Source organism: Streptomyces yangpuensis, assembly GCF_001005295.1.
Taxonomy (GTDB): domain Bacteria; phylum Actinomycetota; class Actinomycetes; order Streptomycetales; family Streptomycetaceae; genus Streptomyces; species Streptomyces yangpuensis.
In genome coordinates this window covers 447,868-467,385 of sequence record NZ_LBMK01000001.1, presented here as the reverse complement: position 1 = coordinate 467,385, position 19,518 = coordinate 447,868, and the positions used below count along the sequence as shown (strand labels likewise).

20 protein-coding genes are annotated in these 19,518 nt (G+C 70.2%); 11 read left to right on the top strand and 9 right to left on the bottom strand.

Annotated elements, in window-relative coordinates; genetic code table 11:
- Nucleotides 1-215: 215 nt before the first annotated feature.
- Nucleotides 216-671, bottom strand: a complete 456-nt coding sequence (locus tag AAT21_RS02035) for a MarR family winged helix-turn-helix transcriptional regulator (protein ID WP_046775524.1) — start codon at nucleotides 669-671, stop codon at nucleotides 216-218.
- 91 nt (nucleotides 672-762) lie between these two features.
- On the opposite strand from AAT21_RS02035, the gene AAT21_RS02030 reads away from it, so the two are divergent.
- The 3 genes from AAT21_RS02030 to AAT21_RS02020 all read left to right on the top strand — a co-directional run bounded on the left by AAT21_RS02030 (nucleotide 763) and on the right by AAT21_RS02020 (nucleotide 2,865).
- Nucleotides 763-1,107, top strand: a complete 345-nt coding sequence (locus AAT21_RS02030) for a DoxX family protein (RefSeq protein WP_046775523.1) — start codon at nucleotides 763-765, stop codon at nucleotides 1,105-1,107.
- Nucleotides 1,108-1,200: 93 nt separating this feature from the next.
- Nucleotides 1,201-2,250, top strand: a complete 1,050-nt coding sequence (locus AAT21_RS02025; protein ID WP_046775522.1) for an aldo/keto reductase — start codon at nucleotides 1,201-1,203, stop codon at nucleotides 2,248-2,250.
- 21 nt (nucleotides 2,251-2,271) lie between these two features.
- Nucleotides 2,272-2,865 (top strand): TetR family transcriptional regulator, encoded by a 594-nt coding sequence (locus tag AAT21_RS02020; protein WP_046774966.1) that lies wholly within the window; start codon nucleotides 2,272-2,274, stop codon nucleotides 2,863-2,865.
- An 82-nt stretch (nucleotides 2,866-2,947) separates the two neighbouring features.
- On the opposite strand, the gene AAT21_RS02015 is transcribed toward AAT21_RS02020, so the two are convergent.
- Complete coding sequence (locus tag AAT21_RS02015) at nucleotides 2,948-4,330, bottom strand: glycine--tRNA ligase (RefSeq protein WP_046774965.1); 1,383 nt, start codon at nucleotides 4,328-4,330, stop codon at nucleotides 2,948-2,950.
- A 156-nt stretch (nucleotides 4,331-4,486) separates the two neighbouring features.
- On the opposite strand from AAT21_RS02015, the gene AAT21_RS02010 reads away from it, so the two are divergent.
- Genes AAT21_RS02010 through AAT21_RS01995 form a run of 4 tightly spaced genes read left to right on the top strand, consistent with a single transcriptional unit; the run spans nucleotide 4,487 to nucleotide 7,674 of the window.
- A complete protein-coding gene (locus AAT21_RS02010) occupies nucleotides 4,487-5,512 on the top strand; it encodes a metal ABC transporter substrate-binding protein (protein ID WP_046774964.1) in 1,026 nt (341 codons plus the stop codon).
- On the top strand, nucleotides 5,512-6,330 hold the full coding sequence (locus tag AAT21_RS02005; RefSeq protein WP_046774963.1) for a metal ABC transporter ATP-binding protein: 819 nt from the start codon (nucleotides 5,512-5,514) through the stop codon (nucleotides 6,328-6,330). Before AAT21_RS02010 ends, AAT21_RS02005 begins: the two co-directional genes overlap by 1 nt.
- On the top strand, nucleotides 6,330-7,193 hold the full coding sequence (locus tag AAT21_RS02000) for a metal ABC transporter permease (protein ID WP_046774962.1): 864 nt from the start codon (nucleotides 6,330-6,332) through the stop codon (nucleotides 7,191-7,193). Before AAT21_RS02005 ends, AAT21_RS02000 begins: the two co-directional genes overlap by 1 nt.
- 52 nt (nucleotides 7,194-7,245) lie before the next feature.
- Nucleotides 7,246-7,674 carry a Fur family transcriptional regulator gene (locus AAT21_RS01995; protein WP_079025387.1) on the top strand — a complete coding sequence of 143 codons (429 nt, stop codon included), beginning with the start codon at nucleotides 7,246-7,248 and terminating at the stop codon, nucleotides 7,672-7,674.
- A gap of 31 nt (nucleotides 7,675-7,705) precedes the next feature.
- Here the strand turns inward: AAT21_RS01995 and AAT21_RS34305 are convergent, their stop codons facing one another.
- The 6 genes from AAT21_RS34305 to AAT21_RS01965 all read right to left on the bottom strand — a co-directional run bounded on the left by AAT21_RS34305 (nucleotide 7,706) and on the right by AAT21_RS01965 (nucleotide 14,155).
- Nucleotides 7,706-8,242, bottom strand: coding sequence for a YcxB family protein (locus AAT21_RS34305; RefSeq protein ID WP_052757615.1), 537 nt, complete (start codon nucleotides 8,240-8,242; stop codon nucleotides 7,706-7,708).
- Nucleotides 8,243-8,291: 49 nt separating this feature from the next.
- On the bottom strand, nucleotides 8,292-9,110 hold the full coding sequence (locus tag AAT21_RS01985; protein WP_030840962.1) for an isoprenyl transferase: 819 nt from the start codon (nucleotides 9,108-9,110) through the stop codon (nucleotides 8,292-8,294).
- An 11-nt stretch (nucleotides 9,111-9,121) separates the two neighbouring features.
- On the bottom strand, nucleotides 9,122-9,868 hold the full coding sequence (gene recO, locus AAT21_RS01980) for a DNA repair protein RecO (RefSeq protein ID WP_046774960.1): 747 nt from the start codon (nucleotides 9,866-9,868) through the stop codon (nucleotides 9,122-9,124).
- A gap of 63 nt (nucleotides 9,869-9,931) precedes the next feature.
- Nucleotides 9,932-11,275: a phospholipase D-like domain-containing protein gene (locus AAT21_RS01975; protein ID WP_167350553.1), complete on the bottom strand. Its 1,344-nt coding sequence runs from the start codon at nucleotides 11,273-11,275 to the stop codon at nucleotides 9,932-9,934.
- Nucleotides 11,276-11,387: 112 nt separating this feature from the next.
- Entirely contained in the window at nucleotides 11,388-12,911 is a 1,524-nt protein-coding gene (locus AAT21_RS01970) for a nucleobase:cation symporter-2 family protein (RefSeq protein WP_046774958.1), read from the bottom strand.
- A gap of 548 nt (nucleotides 12,912-13,459) precedes the next feature.
- On the bottom strand, nucleotides 13,460-14,155 hold the full coding sequence (locus tag AAT21_RS01965) for a TerB family tellurite resistance protein (protein WP_046774957.1): 696 nt from the start codon (nucleotides 14,153-14,155) through the stop codon (nucleotides 13,460-13,462).
- Between the two features lie 150 nt (nucleotides 14,156-14,305).
- Here AAT21_RS01965 and AAT21_RS01960 point away from each other — a divergent pair, with 150 nt between their 5' ends.
- On the top strand, nucleotides 14,306-15,064 hold the full coding sequence (locus AAT21_RS01960) for an SDR family NAD(P)-dependent oxidoreductase (RefSeq protein WP_046774956.1): 759 nt from the start codon (nucleotides 14,306-14,308) through the stop codon (nucleotides 15,062-15,064).
- Nucleotides 15,065-15,132: 68 nt separating this feature from the next.
- On the opposite strand, the gene leuA is transcribed toward AAT21_RS01960, so the two are convergent.
- Nucleotides 15,133-16,896, bottom strand: coding sequence for a 2-isopropylmalate synthase (gene leuA, locus AAT21_RS01955; protein ID WP_046774955.1), 1,764 nt, complete (start codon nucleotides 16,894-16,896; stop codon nucleotides 15,133-15,135).
- Between the two features lie 406 nt (nucleotides 16,897-17,302).
- Here leuA and AAT21_RS01950 point away from each other — a divergent pair, with 406 nt between their 5' ends.
- Genes AAT21_RS01950 through AAT21_RS01940 form a run of 3 tightly spaced genes read left to right on the top strand, consistent with a single transcriptional unit; the run spans nucleotide 17,303 to nucleotide 19,511 of the window.
- Entirely contained in the window at nucleotides 17,303-18,376 is a 1,074-nt protein-coding gene (locus AAT21_RS01950; protein ID WP_046774954.1) for a M4 family metallopeptidase, read from the top strand.
- Nucleotides 18,377-18,386: 10 nt separating this feature from the next.
- Nucleotides 18,387-18,656 (top strand): protealysin inhibitor emfourin, encoded by a 270-nt coding sequence (locus AAT21_RS01945; protein WP_046774953.1) that lies wholly within the window; start codon nucleotides 18,387-18,389, stop codon nucleotides 18,654-18,656.
- A 27-nt stretch (nucleotides 18,657-18,683) separates the two neighbouring features.
- Nucleotides 18,684-19,511 carry a GNAT family N-acetyltransferase gene (locus AAT21_RS01940; RefSeq protein ID WP_046774952.1) on the top strand — a complete coding sequence of 276 codons (828 nt, stop codon included), beginning with the start codon at nucleotides 18,684-18,686 and terminating at the stop codon, nucleotides 19,509-19,511.
- Nucleotides 19,512-19,518: the final 7 nt, after the last annotated feature.

The window sequence follows — 19,518 nt, the reverse complement described above, 5'->3', positions numbered from 1 at the left end:
AGGTGCGGCCGGGGTACGGCCGGGACGTGTCCGCAAGGTCCCGCCCGCCCGCGGCCCACGCCTCGCCGCGTTGCCGGGGTGCCGGGGTGCCGGGGTGCGCCCGCCCGGTGCCCCACACGGGCGCCCTCCGCCGTGCGGGGCACCGGGCGGGCGGCGCTACGTCGCGGACGCGCCCTCTGGCGCGCCCCTTCGGGTCCTGCCGGTCACGGCGCGGGTCACTCGTCGCAGGCGAAGTCCTCGGCCGAGGCGTTGACCCGGTCGAGGAGAGCGCGCAGCTGGCCGCGTTCCGGGGCTGACAGGCCGGCGAACATGCCGTCCTCGACCTCGTCGAGGGCGGTGTTCGTCTTCGTCAGGGCGGCTGCACCGGCAGGGGTGATGGCCACGTTGTGCCGGCGGCGGTCGGCGGGGTCGCGGCGGCGTTCGGCGAGGCCTTCGCCCTCCAGGTCGTTCAGGACCCCGACGAGGACGCTCGGGTCCACCTCCAGCCGGTCGGCGAGCGCCCGCTGGCTGATGGGGCCGCCCTCCAGGTGCATCAGCGTCATCGCGTGCCGCGGGGTGAGCCCGGCCGCACCGAGGGCGCGCTTCATGCGGGTCTGGGTGACGGCTCCGTGCCAGGCCAGCAGCAGGCCCAGCCGCTGCGGGGGGTGCGATCCGTCCTGGTCTGCCGTCATGGTCCACATCGTAGCAAGCAAGAAATGATTGCAATGGAGATATCGTTGATGCTATTCAATGATCCGACATCACCAATCGTTGGAGCGCTTCATGTTCATCGCCTACGCCGTCGTCGGCGGCCTGCTCGCCCTCGTCCTGGCCGCCTCCGCCACCTTCACCCTCCAGCGCAACGACCAGATCGTCGCGAGCATGCGAAAGGTCCAGGTCCCCGACTCCTGGCTGCCACGACTGGCCACCCTCAAGGCCGCGGGCGCGATCGGCCTGGTCGCGGGCCTCTGGATCACTCCGCTCGGGGTGGCCGCGGCGGTCGGCGTGACCCTCTACTTCGCCGGCGCCGTCATCAGTCACCTGCGGGTCAAGGACTACGAGCTGGCGCCGGCAGCCGCCCTCACGCTGGTCGCGGCGGCGGCGCTGACACTGCGGGCCCTCGCATGACACCGACGGGTGACAGATATTGAAATCTGTCACCCGTCATGCCATTCTCGTTCCATGACCACGAACGAGAGCTTCGACGCGACCACCGGCACCATGGCCACCACCACGGCCGCCGCCCCGACCACGACCGCCCGCCGGCGCCTCGGGAGCACCGGCCCCGCCGTCTTCCCGGTCGGGCTGGGCTGCATGGGGATGTCCGCCCTCTACGGGGCGGCCGACCGTTCCGAGTCCATCGCGACCATCCACGCGTATCTGGACGCGGTCCCCGAGGGGGCGAAGGGACTGCTCGACACCGGCGACTTCTACGGCATGGGCCACAACGAACTGCTGATCCACGAAGCCCTGCGCACGGCACCCGCGGCGGCCCGCGACCGGGCACTGACCAGCGTGAAGTTCGGCGCGCTGCGCACGGTCGAGGGAGGCTTCACCGGCTATGACGGCCGGCCCGCGGCCGTCAGGAACTTCCTGGCCTACTCGCTCCAGCGGCTCGGCCGGGACCACATCGACGTCTACCGGATCGCCCGGGTGGACCCGGACGTGCCGATCGAGGAGACCGTCGGGGCCATCGCCGAAGCGGTCGAGGCCGGGCACGTGCGCCACATCGGCCTCTCCGAGGTCGGCGCCGACACCCTGCGCCGGGCCGCCGCCGTGGCCCCGATCTCCGACCTCCAGATCGAGTATTCGCTGATCTCGCGCGGGATCGAGGACGAGATCCTGCCGACCGCGCGGGAGCTCGGCATCGGCGTCACGGCGTACGGGGTGCTGTCCCGCGGTCTGATCAGCGGCCACTTCACCCGTGACCGGGCGCTTGCACCGGACGACTTCCGCGGGATGAGCCCCCGCTTCCAGGGCGACAACCTCCAGCGCAACCTGGATCTGGTCGACGCCCTGCGCAAGGTCGCCGACGACAAGGGCGTGAGCGTCGCCCAGACCGCCATCGCCTGGGTGCTCTCGCGCGGCGAGGACATAGTGCCGCTGGTGGGCGCCCGGCGTCGGGACCGCCTCACCGAGGCACTGGGTGCGCTGCGCATAGACCTCGGCCCGGCGGACCTGGCCGCCATCGCGGCGGCCGTGCCCGCCGGCGCGGCGGCGGGCGACCGGTATCCCGCGGCGCAGATGGCCCACCTCGACAGCGAGCACTGAGCGGGCGGTACGGTCGTACCCATGCCACCCGCTGCCGCCGAGCCCCTGACCCCCGAGCGCATCCTCGAGACCACCGAGGAGGTGCTGCGCCGCTTCGGCCCCACCAAGGCGACCGTCGTGGACGTGGCGCGCGCCCTGGGCGTCAGCCACGGCAGCGTCTACCGGCACTTCCCCTCGAAGGCCGCGCTGCGCGAGGCGGTCACGGACCGCTGGCTCGCCAAGAGCGTCGTGATGCTGGAGCAGATCACCTCGGCCCCCGCCGAGAGCGCGCCCGGCAAGCTGGAGGCCTGGCTGGAGGCGCTGTTCGAGGCCAAGCGCCACAAGGCCGGCGACGATCCCGAGCTGTTCGCCACGTACACGGTGCTCCTCGCCGAGAACAGCGGGACGGTCGAGCAGCATCTGACGGAGCTGATCGACCAATTGGCGCGGATCATCGCCCAGGGAGTCGCCGACGGTTCACTCGCGGCCCGGGACGTGCCGGCTGCGGCCCGCGCGGTCTTCGACGCCACCGGCCGCTTCCACGACCCGCAGTACGCGGCGGAGTGGTTCTCCCCCACCATCGCCGCGGAGTTCGAGGCGGTCACGGCACTGGTGATCCGGGGCCTGCGCGCCTGACATGCGCCGGAGCCGGGAGAACGGCCGGTGGCCCGGTGCGCAGTGTGCGCACCGGGCCACCGGGTCGTTCGTGCGACGGTCGTCAGCAGCCGAGCAGGCGGCTGCCGAGGTAGCCCTGGATCTGGTCCAGGGAGACGCGCTCCTGCTTCATGGTGTCGCGCTCGCGCACGGTCACCGCGTTGTCGTCCAGGGTGTCGAAGTCGACGGTGACGCAGAACGGCGTACCGATCTCGTCCTGGCGGCGGTAGCGGCGGCCGATGGCACCCGCGTCGTCGAACTCGATGTTCCAGTTCTTGCGCAGGTCGGCGGCGAGGCCCTTGGCCTTCGGCGACAGCTGCGCGTTGCGGGACAGCGGCAGGACGGCGACCTTGATCGGGGCAAGGCGCGGGTCGAGGCGCATCACGGTGCGCTTCTCCATGACGCCCTTGGCGTTGGGGGCCTCGTCCTCGTTGTACGCGTCGAGCATGAAGGCGAGCATGGCGCGGTTCACACCGGCCGCCGGCTCGATGACGAACGGGGTGTAGCGCTCGCCGGCCTCCTGGTCGAAGAAGGAGAGGTCCTGGCCGGAGGCCGCGGAGTGCGCCTTGAGGTCGTAGTCGGTGCGGTTGGCGACGCCCTCGAGCTCGGAGAACTCACTGCCACCGAAGTTGAAGCGGTACTCGATGTCGGCGGTGCGCTTCGAGTAGTGGGACAGCTTCTCCTTCGGGTGCTCGTACCAGCGGATGTTCTCCTCGCGGATGCCGAGGTCGCGGTACCAGTTCCACCGCTCCTGCATCCAGTACTCCTGCCACTGCTCGTCCTCGCCGGGCTTGACGAAGAACTCCATCTCCATCTGCTCGAACTCGCGGGTGCGGAAGATGAAGTTGCCCGGCGTGATCTCGTTGCGGAAGGACTTGCCCATCTGCGCGATACCGAAGGGCGGCTTCTTGCGCGAGGTCACCTGGACCTGGGCGAACTGCGTGAAGATGCCCTGGGCGGTCTCGGGGCGCAGGTACGCCTTGGAGCCGGTGTCCTGGGTCGGGCCGAGGTGGGTCTCCAGCATGCCGGAGAACTGCTTCGGCTCGGTGAACTGGCCCTTCACACCGCAGTTGGGGCAGTTGATGTCGGCCAGACCATTGGCGGGCACGCGGCCGTGCTTGGCCTCGTACGCCTCTTCCAGGTGGTCGGCGCGGTGGCGCTTGTGGCAGGAGGTGCACTCGGTCAGCGGGTCCGAGAACGTGGCGACGTGGCCGGAGGCCACCCAGACCTCGGGAGCCAGGATCACGGACGAGTCGAGCCCGACGACGTCCTCACGCCCGGTGACCATGGCCTTCCACCACTGGCGCTTGATGTTCTCCTTGAGCTCGACACCCAGCGGACCGTAATCCCAGGCGGCCTTGGAGCCGCCGTAGATCTCACTGCACGGGAAAACGAAGCCACGGCGCTTGCTCAGGCTGACGATGGTGTCGATCTTGTCGGCGGCCACGGTGCTCTCTTCATTACGAGGACGAACGGCGAAGTCCTTAGGTTACCGGCGCCCGCACCCCCCCTTTCAAATCGGTTCCCCTTCCGCGCCCGCCCACCCCGGCTCCTCCACCTGGGTTTTTGACAACCGTTTCCATTTTTGATGAAAATGGATGTCATGAACGTACGACGCCTCATACCCACCGCCGCCCTCGCCGGTGCCGTCGCCCTCGGCGCCACGGCCCTGACCGCCTGCTCCGGAGCGGGCGCCACCGGCGGCGAGGACGGCAAGCTCGGCGTGACGGCGTCGTTCTACCCGCTGCAGTTCCTCGCCGAGCAGATCGGCAAGGAGCACGTGAAGGTCGACGCTCTGACCAAGCCGGGCGTCGAACCGCACGACCTGGAGATCACGCCCAAGCAGACCGCGCAGCTCGGCGAGGCCGACGTGATCCTCTACCTCAAGAGCCTGCAGCCCGCCGTCGACAAGGCCGTCGCCCAGTCCGGCGTGAAGAACATCGTCGACGCCGCCACCCTCACCTCGGCGGAGGCCCACGGCGCCGGGCCGGGCCACGGCGAGGAGGGCCACGCGCACCAGGAGGGCGACGAGCACACCGGGGAGCACGCCGGAGAACAGACCGGTGAGCACGCCGGGGAGCACGAGGGCCACGACCACGGCGGGAACGGCACCGACCCCCACGTCTGGCTCGACCCCGTGAAGTACGCGGAGATCGCCAAGGGCGTGGGCTCGGCCCTGGAGAAGGCCGACCCCGGCCACGCCGCGGACTACCGGAAGAACACCGACGAACTGGTCGGCAAACTGGCCGCGTTGGACACCGAGTTCAAGGACGGCCTGAAGAACACGGCCTCCCGGACCTTCATCACCACCCACTCCGCCTTCGGTCACCTCGCCGGGCGCTACGGCCTCGACCAGGAGGGCATCGCCGGCGTCGACCCCGAGTCCGAGCCCAGCCCGGCCCGGATGAAGGATCTTCAGGCCGTCGCGAAGAAGGACAATGTCACCACCGTGTTCTTCGAGACGCTGGCCAGCGACAAGACGGCGAAGACCCTCGCGACCGACACCGGCCTGAAGACCGACGTCCTCGACCCCCTTGAGGGCATCACCGACAAGTCCCAGGGCACCGACTACTTCGAGGTCATGCGGTCCAACCTGAAGAACCTCCAGAAGGCACTCGGAGCCAAGTGATGACAGCAGCAACGGAGGCGCGCGCCATGCAGTCCACGCCCCGGCCGGCCGACGACCGGCCCGTCATATCCCTGCGCGGGGCCAAGGCCTCGCTCGGCTCGCGCCCCGTGCTGCGCGGAATCGACCTCACCGTCCACCGCGGTGAGGTCGTCGCCCTGCTCGGGGCCAACGGCTCCGGCAAGTCCACGGCCGTCCGCGCCGTGGTCGGGCAGGTCCCGCTGACCGACGGTTCCCTCAGCCTCTTCGGCACCGACTTCAAGCGCTTCCGCGACTGGTCGCGCATCGGGTACGTCCCGCAGCGCACCACCGCCGCCGGCGGCGTCCCGGCCACCGTCCGCGAGGTCGTCTCCTCCGGCCGCCTCGCGCGCTCCCGCTTCGGCCTCCTGCGCAAGGCCGACAAGGCCGCCATCGAGCACGCCCTGGCACTCGTCGGCATGGACGCGCACGCCGACGTCTCGGTGGACGCCCTCTCCGGCGGCCAGCACCAGCGCGTCCTCATAGCCCGGGCGCTCGCCGTCGAACCCGAACTGCTGATCATGGACGAGCCGATGGCGGGTGTGGACCTCGCCAACCAGGAGGTCCTGGCGAGCGCCCTGCGCACGCAGGTCGAAGCCGGCTCGGCCGTCCTGCTCGTCCTGCACGAGCTGGGCCCGCTGGAGCCCCTGATCGACCGCGCCGTCGTCCTGCGCGACGGCTGCGTCGTCCACGACGGCCCGCCCCCGGAGGCCGTGGGCCAGCACGCCCTGCCCGGCCACGACCACGTACACCCCCACGCGGCGCACGACGCCGAGCCCCTGCGGACGGGACTGCTGAGCTGATGGACATCCTCGACTACGCCTTCATGCAGCGCGCGCTGATCGCGGCCGCCCTGGTCGGCGTCACGGCCCCCGCCATCGGCACGTACCTCGTCCAGCGCCGCCAGGCGCTCATGGGTGACGGCCTCGGCCACGTCGCCATGACCGGTGTCGCCCTCGGCTTCGTGCTGCAGTCCAGCCCGGTCTGGATGGCGACCCTGGTCGCCGTCGTCGGCGCCGTCGGCATGGAACTGATCCGCGCCCGCGGCAGGACCAGCGGGGACGTCGCCCTCGCCATGCTCTTCTACGGCGGCCTCGCCGGCGGCGTCATGATCATCAACCTCGGCGGCGGCCAGACCGCCAGCCTCCTGGGCTCGATGTTCGGCTCGATCACCACGGTCGCCGCCGAGGACGTCACCGCGATGGCGATCCTCGCCGCCTTCGTCCTCGCCGTCGCGATCGGCCTGCGCCGGCAGCTCTTCGCCGTCTGCCAGGACGAGGAGTTCGCCCGGGTCACCGGCCTGCCCGTACGCGCCCTGAACCTGCTGATCGCGGTCACCGCCGCGGTCACCGTCACCGTCGCCATGCGCATCGTCGGCCTGCTGCTGGTCAGCGCGATGCTGGTGATCCCGGTCGCCGCCGCCCAGCGGCTCACCCGCAGCTTCGCCACCACGCTGGGTCTGGCCATGGCGATCAGCGTGACCGTCTCCCTGACCGGCACCGCTGCCACCTACTACATCAACGTGCCCTCGGGCGCGACGATCGTGCTGCTCGCGATCGGCGTCTTCATGGTGCTGACCGCCCTCTCCGCCCCCCTGGCCCGCCGCCGGGCCAAGGCCGCACAGACGGCCGAAGAGGTCTGCACGCGCGACGACGTGAAGGTCTAGGAGCCTTGAAGGGCTGGCACAATGGCGGCAGGCCCTATACGAGGAGGAACCGGTGGCGACTGCGCCTGGCGAGATGAATACCGCGCCAGTACGAGGACGATCCACCCGCCAGCGGGCCGCGGTGGCGGCCGCGCTGGACGAGGTGGACGAGTTCCGCAGCGCCCAGGAACTCCACGACATGCTCAAGCACCGCGGTGACTCCGTGGGCCTGACCACCGTCTACCGCACCCTGCAGTCCCTGGCGGACGCGGGCGAGGTCGACGTCCTGCGCACCAGCGACGGCGAGTCCGTCTACCGCCGCTGCTCCACCGGCGATCACCACCACCACCTGGTGTGCCGAAAGTGCGGCAGGGCCGTCGAGGTGGAGGGCCCGGCCGTGGAGAAGTGGGCGGAGTCCATCGCCGCCGAGCACGGCTACGTGAACGTCGCCCACACGGTGGAGATCTTCGGCACCTGCGCCGACTGCGCCTCCGCGGGCTGACCGGCCCGGCCGGAGCCGGGCCCAGGGGTGTCTAGAGCCGCCTCAGGTGCGCGTCCAGGATCGCCCGCAGTCGGTCGACGTCGGCGGGCTTCTCGGCTCCCCGCTTCGGCACCGCCGCGAGGCAGCTCGCACGCGGGCCCCCGACCAGGACGAAGAGGTCCGGCGTCTCGGCGTAGTGCGTGAAGAGCTTCCAGTCGGCCGTGTACGACATGGTCTCGCCCGTCGTCGCGGCGCCCCGGTCGTCGACCACCGTTCGGCACTGCCCGTACGCAGCCCACACCGCGTGAAGCCGACGCGCCATGCCGCGCCGGCTCCGTACGACTCCGAGGACTCCGGCACCGAGCCCCAGCACCGCGCCGGTCACGACGGCGACCGGCAGCAGCCCGCGGAACAGCGAGAACACCACCACGGGAGCAATGGTCGCCAGGGGAACCAGGAGCGTCTCCACACGCCCGGCTCCCGTCCGCCGGGCACGCACCCGGACGACGCCCTGAAGGTCGGCGAGCGTCAGCTCGTAGACGAAGGCGGCCTGCGCGGTCCGCTGTGCATGATCCCCATCCGTGTTCATGACAGCGGACCCTACCGGCGGGGTGGAATCCGGCGGTCACGCGCCCCCGTCAGGCGGTGGCGTCCGGCTGGTTGGGGACCGCGCCGCCGAAGCGGCGGTCGCGCTGGGCGTACTCCAGGCACGCCGCCCACAGGTTGCGGCGGTCGAAGTCCGGCCACAGCACGTCCTGGAAGACCATCTCGGCGTACGCGCTCTGCCAGAGCAGGTAGTTGGAGGTGCGCTGCTCGCCGCTCGGTCGCAGGAACAGGTCCACGTCCGGCATGTCGGGGTAGTAGATGTACTTGGCGAAGGTCTTCTCGTTGACCTTCGAGGGGTCGAGCTTGCCCGCAGCCACGTCCCGGGCGATGGCCTGTGCCGCGTCGGCGATCTCCGCGCGGCCGCCGTAGTTGACGCAGAAATACAGGGTCATGGCGTCGTTGTCGACGGTCTGCTCCTGCGCGACCTGGAGCTCCTGGACGACCGACTTCCACATCTTCGGCATCCGGCCGACCCAGCGGATGCGGATGCCGAGCTCGTTCATCTCGTCGCGGCGGCGCCGGATGACGTCGCGGTTGAAGTTCATCAGGAAGCGGACCTCGTCGGGCGAGCGCTTCCAGTTCTCCGTCGAGAAGGCGTACAGGGAGAGGTTCTTGACGCCCATCTCCAGGCAGCCCTTCAGCACGTCGAGGACGACGCCCTCGCCGACCTTGTGCCCCTCGGTGCGCGGCAGGCCGCGCTCCTTGGCCCAGCGGCCGTTGCCGTCCATGACGACGGCGACGTGGTTCGGGACCAGCTCGCCGGGGATCTTCGGCGGGACCGCACCGGAGGGGTGCGGCTCGGGAACCTTGTACTCCCGGCGAGAGCGTCCCAGAATCCCGCGTCGTGCCATGTGCCCAGCTCCTATTTCTCGACGTATCGCAAGGAGCGTAGCCCGCGCTCCAGATGCCAGTGCAAATAGGCGGAGACCAGCCCGCTGCCCTCCCGCACGTGACGCGCCTCACACGCGTCGGCATGCCCCCAGTCGCCCGTCAGCAGTGCGCTGAGCAGGGCGATGGCCTCCGACGAGGGTACGACGCTGCCGGGCACCCGGCAGTCCCCGCATATGACCCCGCCCGCGGCGACGGAGAAGTGCCGGTTGGGTCCGTGGATGCCGCACTTCGCGCAGTCCTCGAAGCTGGGCGCGTAGCCGTTGACGGCGAGGGAACGCAGCAGGAAGGCGTCCAGGATGAGGTGCGGCTCGTGTTCTGCGCGCGAGAGGGTGCGCAGGGCTCCGACGAGCAGCAGGTACTGCTGCACGGAGGGCTCGCCCTCGTTCTCGGTGAACCGCTCGGCGGTCTCCAGCATGGCGGTGCCGGCGGTGTAGCGGGCGTAGTCGGTGACGATGCCGTTGCCGTACGGGGCGATGATCTCGGTCTGGGTGCAGAGCGGGAGGCTGCGGCCGACCAGTTCGCTGCCGCGGGCGAAGAACTGCACGTCGGCATGGGAGAAAGGTTCCAGCCGGGCGCCGAACTTGGACTTCGTGCGCCGGACCCCGCGGGCGACGGCCCGCACCCTTCCGTGGCCCCTGGTCAGCAGCGTGATGATGCGGTCCGCCTCACCGAGCTTCTGGGTGCGCAGCACGATGCCGTCGTCGCGGAACAGACTCATGCGCCCATTGTCCCGCACCGGATGCGGGACAACGGGCGCCGGCCACCGCCCGACGGGCGGGTCCTACTGGAAGGGGACCGCGAGCGGCCGCTGGCAGGCGGCGCTGCGCAGCAGGGTCTCGTCGAAGTTCTTCCGGAAGCCCTCGTAGATCTCCGGGTTCTGGATCTTCAGCAGGGTCTCGTCCTGCGAGCGGAGGTTCGGGTAGGTGTAGTTGTGGCTACCGGTGAAGACCCACTGGCTCCGCTCCCCCAGGTACGCGCCGTCGATCATCATGTACTTGGAGTGGATGCCCAGGGTGGTCTTGCTGCCGTCGACCCCCTCGCACACGTTCACCTTGATCTTCGGAGCCGTGGCGAGGATGTCGCGCACGCCGTTGCCCACGCTGCCCGAGTCGCCGTTGAGGACCATCCGCACGTCGCAGCCCTCGTTCGACATGGTGCGGAGCCGGTCGGCGACCTGGGTGCGGGTGAAGGCGTACATCCCGATCCGGATCCTGGCCGGGGCGACGGTGCAGTCCACCTTCTCCAGCACGTTGACGATCGTGTCGGTGGACGGGTCCTTGCGCGGGTCCACGGCCGACTTCGGGTCGATGCTGCGGTCCGACTCGATGCGCGGGAAGAAGTAGGCCTTGTAGATCCCGGCGGACGCGGTCCTGTAGTAGTCGGGCGCACCGGTTCCGGTGGTGCCCTCCTTGAGCTGGTCCTTCCAGTAGGCGCTGTAGCCGTCGTAGAGCGTCGCGTCGGGAACGACCACCGCGTTGTTGTACATGCGGTTGAGGTGGCTGGCCGTGAGGTTGGCCGAGGCCTGGAAGACGACCTTCTCGGTGGCGCCGACCTTCGAGAAGGTGAAGTACTTGTTGTGGTTGATGGCGTACTCGACGTCGCCGTCGGCCTGCTCCATCACGCGGTTGCCGATGCAGCCGCGCTTCTCCGGGCAGGCGTAGGCGAAGGAGCCGACGGCGTCGGCGTCCACCGCCTGCCCTTCCTCCACCTTCTGGGCGAACTTGCCGCGCAGCCACGAGTACTCGCTGCCGGTGTTCTCCAGGACGCCGTTCTTCAGGACCTGGTCGGCCTCGGCGCGGTTGTCGAAGAGGATCTGGACCTTGACGTTGTTCTCCCTGGAGGCCTTCTCCAGCGCGGCAGCCACGTCGTGATCGGTGAAGAGGAAGATCGACCCGCGGATCAGGCCGTTCTTCTCCGTATTCCGGATGAGCCTGATGAGTTCGTCGCGTATCGCGGTCGGGGCGGCCACCGGGTCGTTGAAGACGGCCTTGGGCGTCACCGGGGCCGGGTCCGCGGCGGTGGCCTGGGACGCCCCCAGGAGCGAGGCGGTCACGGCGAGCGCCGAGGCCGCTGCGAGGCGCTTGATCGCGCTGATGTGCATATGAGTTGTCCGATCAATGGTCATCGATTGCCCCGTGAGGGGCTCGTGATCATATGCACAGACGATCATGGTATGCGCGGTGATAACCCCTCGTCCGGACGTCGGCCCGGACGAGGGGTCGGCACCCCTTGGGAGGTCAGGGAGCGGACGGGGACGGCGAGGGGCCGGCGCCGTCCGCCTTCTCGGCTGCGGGGGCGGGGGCGGCAGCCTGGGCCGGCACCGCCGCGGGGACCTTGGCGTCCTCGGCCGGGGCGGCGGCCGGGGCGTCCGCCGGGGTTCCGGCCGCGGGGGTGTCGTGGGCGTTGTCCTTCGCCGGGCCGTTGAGGATGAGGTTGAGCACGATGGCGGCCGTGGCACCCAGCGTGACACCGCTGTTGAGCAGCGAGGACAGGTCCGCGTCCATGTGCTTGGTGAAGAAGACCGGGACGGTCGCCGGGAGCAGGGCGAAGGCGAGGGAGACGCCGACGATCAGCGCGTTCTTCTCCTCCTTCAGGTCCACCTTGCCCAGGGTCTGGATACCGGCCAGGGCGACCATGGCGAACATGACGGTCGCGGCGCCGCCGAGGACTCCGTGCGGGACGGCGGCGACGATCGCCGCGGCCTTGGGCAGCAGACCCAGGATGATCATGAAGACGCCTGCGGCGACGACCACGAACCGGCTCTTCACCTTTGTCATCCGCACCAGGCCGACATTCTCCGCGAAGGCGACGTACGGGAAGGAGTTGAGGACGCCGCCGAGGGCGGTGGCGGCGCCGTCGGCACGCAGGGCGCGGGCCACGGTCTCGCTGTCGACCTCCTTGCCGACGATGTCGCCGACGGCGTACGTGTCACCGGTCGTCTCGACCATGGTGATCAGCATGACGATGAGCATCAGGACGATCGGGAACCACTCGAACTTCGGGACGCCGAAGTAGAAGGGGGTGGTGACGCCGATCCAGTCGGACTTGCCCACGTCGGCGAACTGCGCGTCGCCGAGGAGGAAGGCGACGCCGGTGCCGACGACCAGGCCGAGGAGGATCGCGATGCTGGAGAGGAACGGCCTGCCGAGCTTCATCAGGATCAGGATGAAGAGCATCGTGCCGCCGGCGTAGGCGAAGTTCTTCGGCTCGCCGAAGTCGGGGCTGCCGAGGCCGCCGGCCGCGTCGTTGAGGCCGACCGGGATCAGGACGATGCCGAGCACGGTGATCACCGTGCCGGTGACGACCGGCGGGAAGAGCCGCATCACCGCCCGGAACGCCTTGGCCGGCAGCCAGGCGAAGGCGAAGGTGGCGATACCGGCGGTGATGACCGCGCCGTAGATGACCAGCAGGGCGGCCGTTCCACCGCCCGCGCCGAGGCCGATGGCGATCATCGGGGACACGGCGGTGAAGGTCACGCCCTGGATCAACGGCAGTCGCGCGCCGATCCGGCCGATGCCCCAGGCCTGGATGATCGACGCGATACCGCAGGTGAAGAGGTCCGCGTTGATCAGGTAGACCAGCTGTTCAGGGCTCAGCTTGAGCGCGCTGCCCACGATGATCGGGACGATCACCGCGCCGGCGTAGAAGGCGAGTACGTGCTGGAAGCCGTACAGCGCGAGCTTGGGGACGGGGAGCACCTCGTCGACCGGGTGCGTGCTCTGCTTTCCGTCGGTGGAAAGCCGGGCGGCGACACGTGCCATCTCAGCCTTGCCCTTCAAGGTAGGTAAGTGAGAGGAGATCTGGTTATCCCTGGGCGAAGTGGGTCGTTAACCCGTTGGTTCGCCAGGGTTTTCAGTACGTTCACGTGGGTCGAAGTCCCGCTGTGCGGGGCGGCGGCTTCTCGGCGTGTGACCGGAATTGAACGCCTGTGGGAGGCCTCACAGATATCGTCGACTTCTACAAACTGTTGACCATCCCAGGCTTCAGATCTGTAGATTTCTCCAGTGGTGGCGGAACCGGCGCAGGCGTATGGGACGGGCCTTCCGCAGCAGGCCGTTCCGGCCGTGCGAGTGCGAAGCGCACCGACCGCTACATGCCGCGACCTGCCATGACGCACTTCGCGACCGTTTGGTGACGCAAAACGAACAGGCCCGTTCCGGCGGCCTCGGAGGCAGCCTGAACGGGCCCGGAGCCATCGGCTCGGCTGTTCACAAGGTGTTCACCAGGCGAGATTTTGGCCCCACGCGAGGCCGGATCGTTACGTCGGACCACGGTGTTCCGGCCGGTTCCGGAACGGCTGCGGCTCCGCTCAGGGCGCGCGCACCGCCGACAGCAGCCGCGCCACCTCGTCCACGCCGATCCGCAGCGCCGATCCGACGGTGGCCAGCACCTCGCGCTCGGCCGGGATGTACGGGCCGTCCGCGAGGGCGATCCGGGCACCCTGCAGCAGGATCGACTCGCGGCCCGGACCGGCCAGGTGCGGGGCGAGCGGCTCCAGCGCCTCGTGGAGCTCTATCGACAGCGCGGCCCCGCAGCACTCCGGGATGTCGTACAGCCCGAGCCGGCCCTCGTCCGTGGACAGCGCCTCCACGAGCGACTCCAGCTGCTCCTCGGTGCACTCCTGGAAGCCGGCGGCCCGTACGGCGCACACGGCGGCCTCCAGCGCGCTGCGCGAGGCCGTCCCGCCCGCAGTGAGCACCGCCAGGGCGACGGTGTGCACGGCGTCCCGCAGGAGGGCCGTGAACCGGGTGGTGGTGAGGTGGTCCAGTACGTCGGTGCCGAAGCGCTCCCGGCAGCCCTGGCACTCGACGACGGGCCCCGCCTGCCCGCGCGGCAGCAGCGGCACCCCGAGGACGGTGAACCGGCGGCGGCCGGTGCGCCTGCGGTAGTTGCGGTCCCCACCGCAGTCCGGGCAGAAGAACTCCCCGTCACCCACGGTGCTCCAGGTGGTACGGATGCCCCAGACCGTCAGCTTCCGGCCGTCCCCACCCCGAACTGGCAGCACGTCGCACCTCCGTGGTCGTCCGGCAGCATCGCCGGGTTGGCGTGATGTTAGCCACATCGGTGAGGATGCGTCAGTCGTGCGACAAGACAACATGTCCCGCGCGCGGGACTTGGCCGATCTGCATCCCCGGTTCCGCTTAGGGTCTGCCGCATGAAGGAGAAGTCGTGTCTGGTGACCGGGGCCGCGAGCGGGATCGGCCGCGCCACCGCCGTGTTGCTCGCCCGCTCCGGAGCCCGGGTGACCGCGGCCGATATCAACGGCCCCGGGGTCGAGGCGCTGCGTACGGATCTGGCCGCCGAGGGCCGCCCGATCACCGTGGTGGTCGGTGACGTCTCCGATCCGGACGACAACCGGGCGATGGTCGCCGCCGCGGTGCAGGCCTACGGGCGCCTCGACGTCGCCGTGGCCAACGCCGGGGTGCTCCCTCTTTCGGATGTACGCGAGACCACCGCGCGGGACTGGGACCACGTCATGGCGGTCGACGGTCGCGGGATGTTCCTGACCTGCAAGTACGCCATCGAGGCGATGACCGCGCAGCCGCGGCCGGGCGGGGCGCTGGTCTGCGTGTCCTCGATCTCGGGTGTGGCGGGGCAGGCCCGCCAGGCGGCGTACGGACCGGCGAAGTTCGTCGCGTCGGGGCTGACCAAGCACCTCGCGGTCGAGTGGGCGGCGCACGGGATCCGCGTCAACGCGGTGGCTCCCGGAACGATCCGAACGGAGCGGGTGATCGCGCTGCAGGACGAGCCGGGCGGGCCGGAGTACCTGGCGGAGGTCACGGGGGCACACCCGATGGGCCGGCTCGGCGAGCCGGAGGAGGTGGCCCGGGTCATCGCCTTCCTCGCCTCGGACGCGGCGTCTTTCGTGACGGGGGTGGTCCTTCCGGTGGACGGCGGCTACCTGGCCCGCTGAGGCCGCAGGCCCGGGAACGACGCAACCCCGCCCCTCCGGAAGGAGGAGCGGGGTTCACGTGCGAGTGGTCAGCGGCCCGCTCGGTTGACGGCGGAGATGACCGCCTTCAGGGAGGCGCGGGTGGTGTTGGCGTCGATGCCGATGCCCCACAGGACCCGGCCGTCGATCGCGCACTCGATGTAGGAGGCGGCCACGGCGGACGCGCCCTCGCTCATGGTGTGCTCGGTGTAGTCCAGCAGGCGGGCGTCGACGCCGATGCCGGCCAGCGCGTCGAAGAACGCCGAGATCGGACCGTTGCCGGTGCCGTTCAGGACCGTCTCCACGCCGTCCACGACCGCCTCGACGGTCAGCGTGTCCGTGCCGTCCTTGTCGGTGGCCGTCGAGCCGGAGCGCAGCTGGATGCGGCCCCACGGGTTCTCCGGGTTGGGCAGGTACTCGTCGGAGAAGATGTCCCAGATCGCCTTCGGCGTGACCTCGCCGCCCTCGGCGTCGGTCTTGGCCTGGATGATCTTCGAGAACTCGATCTGCATGCGGCGCGGCAGGTCCAGCTTGTGGTCGTTCTTCAGGACGTACGCGATGCCGCCCTTGCCGGACTGCGAGTTGACCCGGATGACCGCCTCGTAGGAGCGGCCGACGTCCTTGGGGTCGATGGGCAGGTACGGCACGGCCCACTCGATGTCGTCGACGGTCCTGCCCGCGGCGGCCGCGTCGGCCTCCATCGCGTCGAAGCCCTTCTTGATGGCGTCCTGGTGGGAGCCGGAGAAGGCGGTGTAGACCAGGTCGCCCGCGTAGGGGTGGCGCGGGTGGACCGGCATCTGGTTGCAGTACTCGCTGGTGCGGCGGATCTCGTCGATCTGCGAGAAGTCGATCTGCGGGTCGATGCCCTGGGAGAACAGGTTCATGCCCAGCGTGATCAGGTCGACGTTGCCGGTGCGCTCGCCCTGTCCGAACAGGCAGCCCTCGATGCGGTCGGCGCCGGCCATCAGGGCCAGCTCGGCGGCGGCGACGGCGGTGCCCCGGTCGTTGTGCGGGTGCACGGAGATGCAGATGTGCTCGCGGCGGGTCAGGTTGCGGGCCATCCACTCGAAGCGGTCCGCGTGCGTGGACGGCGTCGAACGCTCCACGGTGGCGGGCAGGTTCAGGATGATCTCGCGGCCCTCGGACGGCTGCCAGACGTCACAGACGGCCTCGCAGACCTCCAGGGCGAAGTCCAGCTCGGTGTCGGTGAAGATCTCGGGGCTGTACTGGTAGCCGAAGGTGGTCTCGGGGCCCAGCAGCTTCTCGGCGTACTCCATCACCAGGCGGGTGCCGTCGACCGCGATCTGCTTGATCTGCTCCTTTGAGCCGCGGAAGACGACCCGGCGGAAGGTCGGCGCGGTCGCGTTGTACAGGTGCACGGTGGCGCGCCTGGCGCCGACCAGGGACTCCACGGTCCGCTCGATCAGGTCCTCGCGGGCCTGGGTCAGTACGGAGATGGTGACGTCGTCCGGGATCGCGCCCTCTTCGATGATGGAACGCACGAAGGCGAAGTCGGTCTCGCCGGAGGACGGGAAGCCGACCTCGATCTCCTTGTAGCCCATGCGCACCAGCAGGTCGAACATCTCGCGCTTGCGGGCGGGGGTCATGGGGTCGATCAGCGACTGGTTGCCGTCCCGCAGGTCGGTGGACAGCCAGCGGGGGGCCTTGGTGACGCGGGCATCGGGCCAGGTGCGGTCCGGGATGTCCACCTGTTCGTACGCGCCGTACTTGTGGATCGGCATCCCGGAGGACTTCTGGGTGTGGGTCGCGTTCGTGATGGGCGTGGGGCGACCGACAAAAGGCTGCTGGCTCATGGCGTTGGGCTCCTCGCGTGTCCGCGGTAGTTCGCTGGGACGGCCGACGGCGGTAGTGAAAACCGCAACACCAAACTCCGCGGGGAGGGGGCCGGCCTACGACTACAGACCCTCGCCGCGGCAGCTAAGGAGAAGCAGCCCGAAACGCATGATGGGCCGAGCCTAGCCGAGCCGCGCCGTAACGCGAGGACCTGTTTCAGTATGCAAGACCCGGGCGTCCGATTTGCACCAAATGTGAGCCAAGCCTCCTTTTCTCCCCCAGGTCGGGGTGATCCCCCCAAAAGCGCCCCGGTCCGGCCGCGCAAAGACACCAGGCACGTTTCTGCAGCGACGGAAGGTGACACAACCGAATGAATCATGGTTGCAACTGGTGACATGACGGTGACTCGGTGCCACATTGCCGGGCATGGATGCCTCCCACACTCACCGCCACCCCGTCTTCTGCACCGTCGTGCCGCCGCACCTCCTCGACAAGGCCGCGCTCTCCGCGGACACCCGGCGCGCCGACCTCGCCCAGCGCACCCTGGAGCGCGACTCCCTGCTGCGCACCCGGCGCCGGGTCACCGCCGTGCGCGGGATCGTGCCCACCCTCGCCGCACCGGCGGGCGACGATCCGCAGCGGACGATCTTCGACGCCCAGCACCGTACGCAGCTGCCGGGGACGAAGGTCCGCGAGGAGGGCGACCCGCTGAGCAAGGACGCCACCGTCAACCGCGCCTACGCGGGCCTCGGGGCGACGTACGAGCTGTTCCTGAAGGGCTTCGGGCGCCGCTCGATCGACGACTCCGGGCTCCCGCTGGACGCCACCGTCCACTACGGCGAGGATTACAACAACGCCTTCTGGGACGGGCAGCAGATGGTCTTCGGCGACGGGGACGGGGACCTCTTCCTCGACTTCACCGTGTCGGTGGACGTCATCGGGCACGAGCTGACCCACGGCGTCACCCAGTACACGGCGAACCTGCGCTACCGCGGCCAGTCGGGCGCCCTGAACGAGTCGATGTCGGACGTCTTCGGCTCCCTGATCAAGCAGTACTCGCTGGAACAGACCGCCGACCAGGCCGACTGGCTGATCGGGGCCGGACTGCTCGGACCCAACGTGACCGGGGTCGCCCTGCGCTCCATGAAGGCGCCGGGCACCGCCTACGACGACGACGAGCTCGGCAAGGACCCGCAGCCGGCCACCATGGACGACTACGTCAACACCCACAGCGACAACGGCGGCGTCCACATCAACTCCGGCATCCCCAACCACGCCTTCTACATCGCGGCGACCGAGCTCGGCGGCAAGGCCTGGGAGCGGGCCGGACAGATCTGGTACGACACCCTGACCGGCGGGGACCTCACCCCCAAGGCGGACTTCGCGGAGTTCGCCCGGCTCTCGACGGCGGCCGCCGCCACCCGCTACGGGGACGGCGGGGCGGAGCACCAGGCACTCCAGAAGGCATGGTCGGTGGTGGGCGTCCCGTTCTCGGGGTAGGACGGCTCCCATGCGGATTCTGGTGGTACGGACGGGCGGCTTCGCGGGCATCGAGCGACGGGCCGAGGTGGACACCTCCGGCCTGCCGGACGAGGACGAGTGGCAGGCCCTGGCCCAGCTCGCGCTGCGGCCCGGTCCGCCCGGCGACCCGGCGGACCGGGTGCGGGACGGCTTCGCCTACCGGATCACGGTGGACGGCCGGACGGTCTCCTGCGCCGAGCCGCGCCTGTCGGAGGCCCAGCGGGCGCTGATCTCCCGGGTCCTGAAAGAGGGTGCCTGACCACCGGCCCTTTGCTTGGATGGCCGGATGACCCATCACATGATCGATTCGCCGCTGTCCGAGCTGGAGCGGTACTACGACACGGTGCCGCGGGTGGGCGGGGCCCGGGCCGAGGACTTCGGACCGCTGACCCTGTTCGTCCAGGAGGGCGCGGGCTGGCCGTACTACGCGCGGCCCGCGCTCGGCGGCTCCGACGCGACCGCCGCCGACGTGGAGCGGGTCCTCGCCCGCCAGCGCGAACTCGGCGTGCCCGAGTCCTTCGAGTGGGTCGCCGAGACCAGCCCGGCGCTGCGCGCCGCCGCGGAGGCGGCCGGGCTGCACGTCCACGCGCACCCGCTGATGGTGCTGGAGACCTCCGAGGAGCTGCCCCCGCACCCGGAGGTGCGGCTGCTCGACGCCGAGGACCCGCTGCTGTCGGCCGCGCTGGCGGTACCTTCGCTGGCCTTCGCGGACCCGGGCACGGCGGTGGGCGAGGCCGGACCGGCGGAGCTGGCGGCCGCGCTGGAGGACCCGTCGGTGGAGAGCCGCCGGGCGAGCGTCTCGGCGAAGCTGGCGGCGGGCACCTCGGGGATGGCCGCGGCCGTGCGCGACGGCGTGGTGCTCTGCTCGGGCATGTTCAACCCGGTCGGGGACGTCGCCGAGGTCGTGGGCGTCGGCACCCTCCCGTCCGCCCGCCGCCAGGGCCTGGCCCTCGGGGTCACCTCGGCCCTTGTCGCGCAGGCCCGCGCACGCGGCGCCCGTACGGTCTTCCTCTCGGCGGGCGACGAGGACGTGGCCCGGATCTACGGCCGCGCCGGCTTCCGCCGGGTGGGCACCGCCCTGATCGCCGAACCGCCCGCCGAGCCCGGGGCCTGACCGGCGT

What these genes read in the sequence shown, in the direction of transcription:
- AAT21_RS34305 (WP_052757615.1), bottom strand. Translation starts at nt 8,242, where the DNA reads ATGAACACGGATGGGGATCATGCACAGCGGACCGCGCAGGCCGCCTTC.
- AAT21_RS01970 (WP_046774958.1), bottom strand. Translation starts at nt 12,911, where the DNA reads ATGGCACGTGTCGCCGCCCGGCTTTCCACCGACGGAAAGCAGAGCACG.
- AAT21_RS01960 (WP_046774956.1), top strand. Translation starts at nt 14,306, where the DNA reads ATGAAGGAGAAGTCGTGTCTGGTGACCGGGGCCGCGAGCGGGATCGGC.
- AAT21_RS01985 (WP_030840962.1), bottom strand. Translation starts at nt 9,110, where the DNA reads ATGGCACGACGCGGGATTCTGGGACGCTCTCGCCGGGAGTACAAGGTT.
- leuA (WP_046774955.1), bottom strand. Translation starts at nt 16,896, where the DNA reads ATGAGCCAGCAGCCTTTTGTCGGTCGCCCCACGCCCATCACGAACGCG.
- AAT21_RS02005 (WP_046774963.1), top strand. Translation starts at nt 5,512, where the DNA reads ATGACAGCAGCAACGGAGGCGCGCGCCATGCAGTCCACGCCCCGGCCG.
- AAT21_RS02035 (WP_046775524.1), bottom strand. Translation starts at nt 671, where the DNA reads ATGACGGCAGACCAGGACGGATCGCACCCCCCGCAGCGGCTGGGCCTG.
- AAT21_RS02030 (WP_046775523.1), top strand. Translation starts at nt 763, where the DNA reads ATGTTCATCGCCTACGCCGTCGTCGGCGGCCTGCTCGCCCTCGTCCTG.
- AAT21_RS02010 (WP_046774964.1), top strand. Translation starts at nt 4,487, where the DNA reads ATGAACGTACGACGCCTCATACCCACCGCCGCCCTCGCCGGTGCCGTC.
- AAT21_RS02000 (WP_046774962.1), top strand. Translation starts at nt 6,330, where the DNA reads ATGGACATCCTCGACTACGCCTTCATGCAGCGCGCGCTGATCGCGGCC.
- AAT21_RS01975 (WP_167350553.1), bottom strand. Translation starts at nt 11,275, where the DNA reads ATGACCATTGATCGGACAACTCATATGCACATCAGCGCGATCAAGCGC.
- AAT21_RS01945 (WP_046774953.1), top strand. Translation starts at nt 18,387, where the DNA reads ATGCGGATTCTGGTGGTACGGACGGGCGGCTTCGCGGGCATCGAGCGA.
- AAT21_RS02020 (WP_046774966.1), top strand. Translation starts at nt 2,272, where the DNA reads ATGCCACCCGCTGCCGCCGAGCCCCTGACCCCCGAGCGCATCCTCGAG.
- recO (WP_046774960.1), bottom strand. Translation starts at nt 9,868, where the DNA reads ATGAGTCTGTTCCGCGACGACGGCATCGTGCTGCGCACCCAGAAGCTC.
- AAT21_RS02025 (WP_046775522.1), top strand. Translation starts at nt 1,201, where the DNA reads ATGGCCACCACCACGGCCGCCGCCCCGACCACGACCGCCCGCCGGCGC.
- AAT21_RS01940 (WP_046774952.1), top strand. Translation starts at nt 18,684, where the DNA reads ATGACCCATCACATGATCGATTCGCCGCTGTCCGAGCTGGAGCGGTAC.
- AAT21_RS01950 (WP_046774954.1), top strand. Translation starts at nt 17,303, where the DNA reads ATGGATGCCTCCCACACTCACCGCCACCCCGTCTTCTGCACCGTCGTG.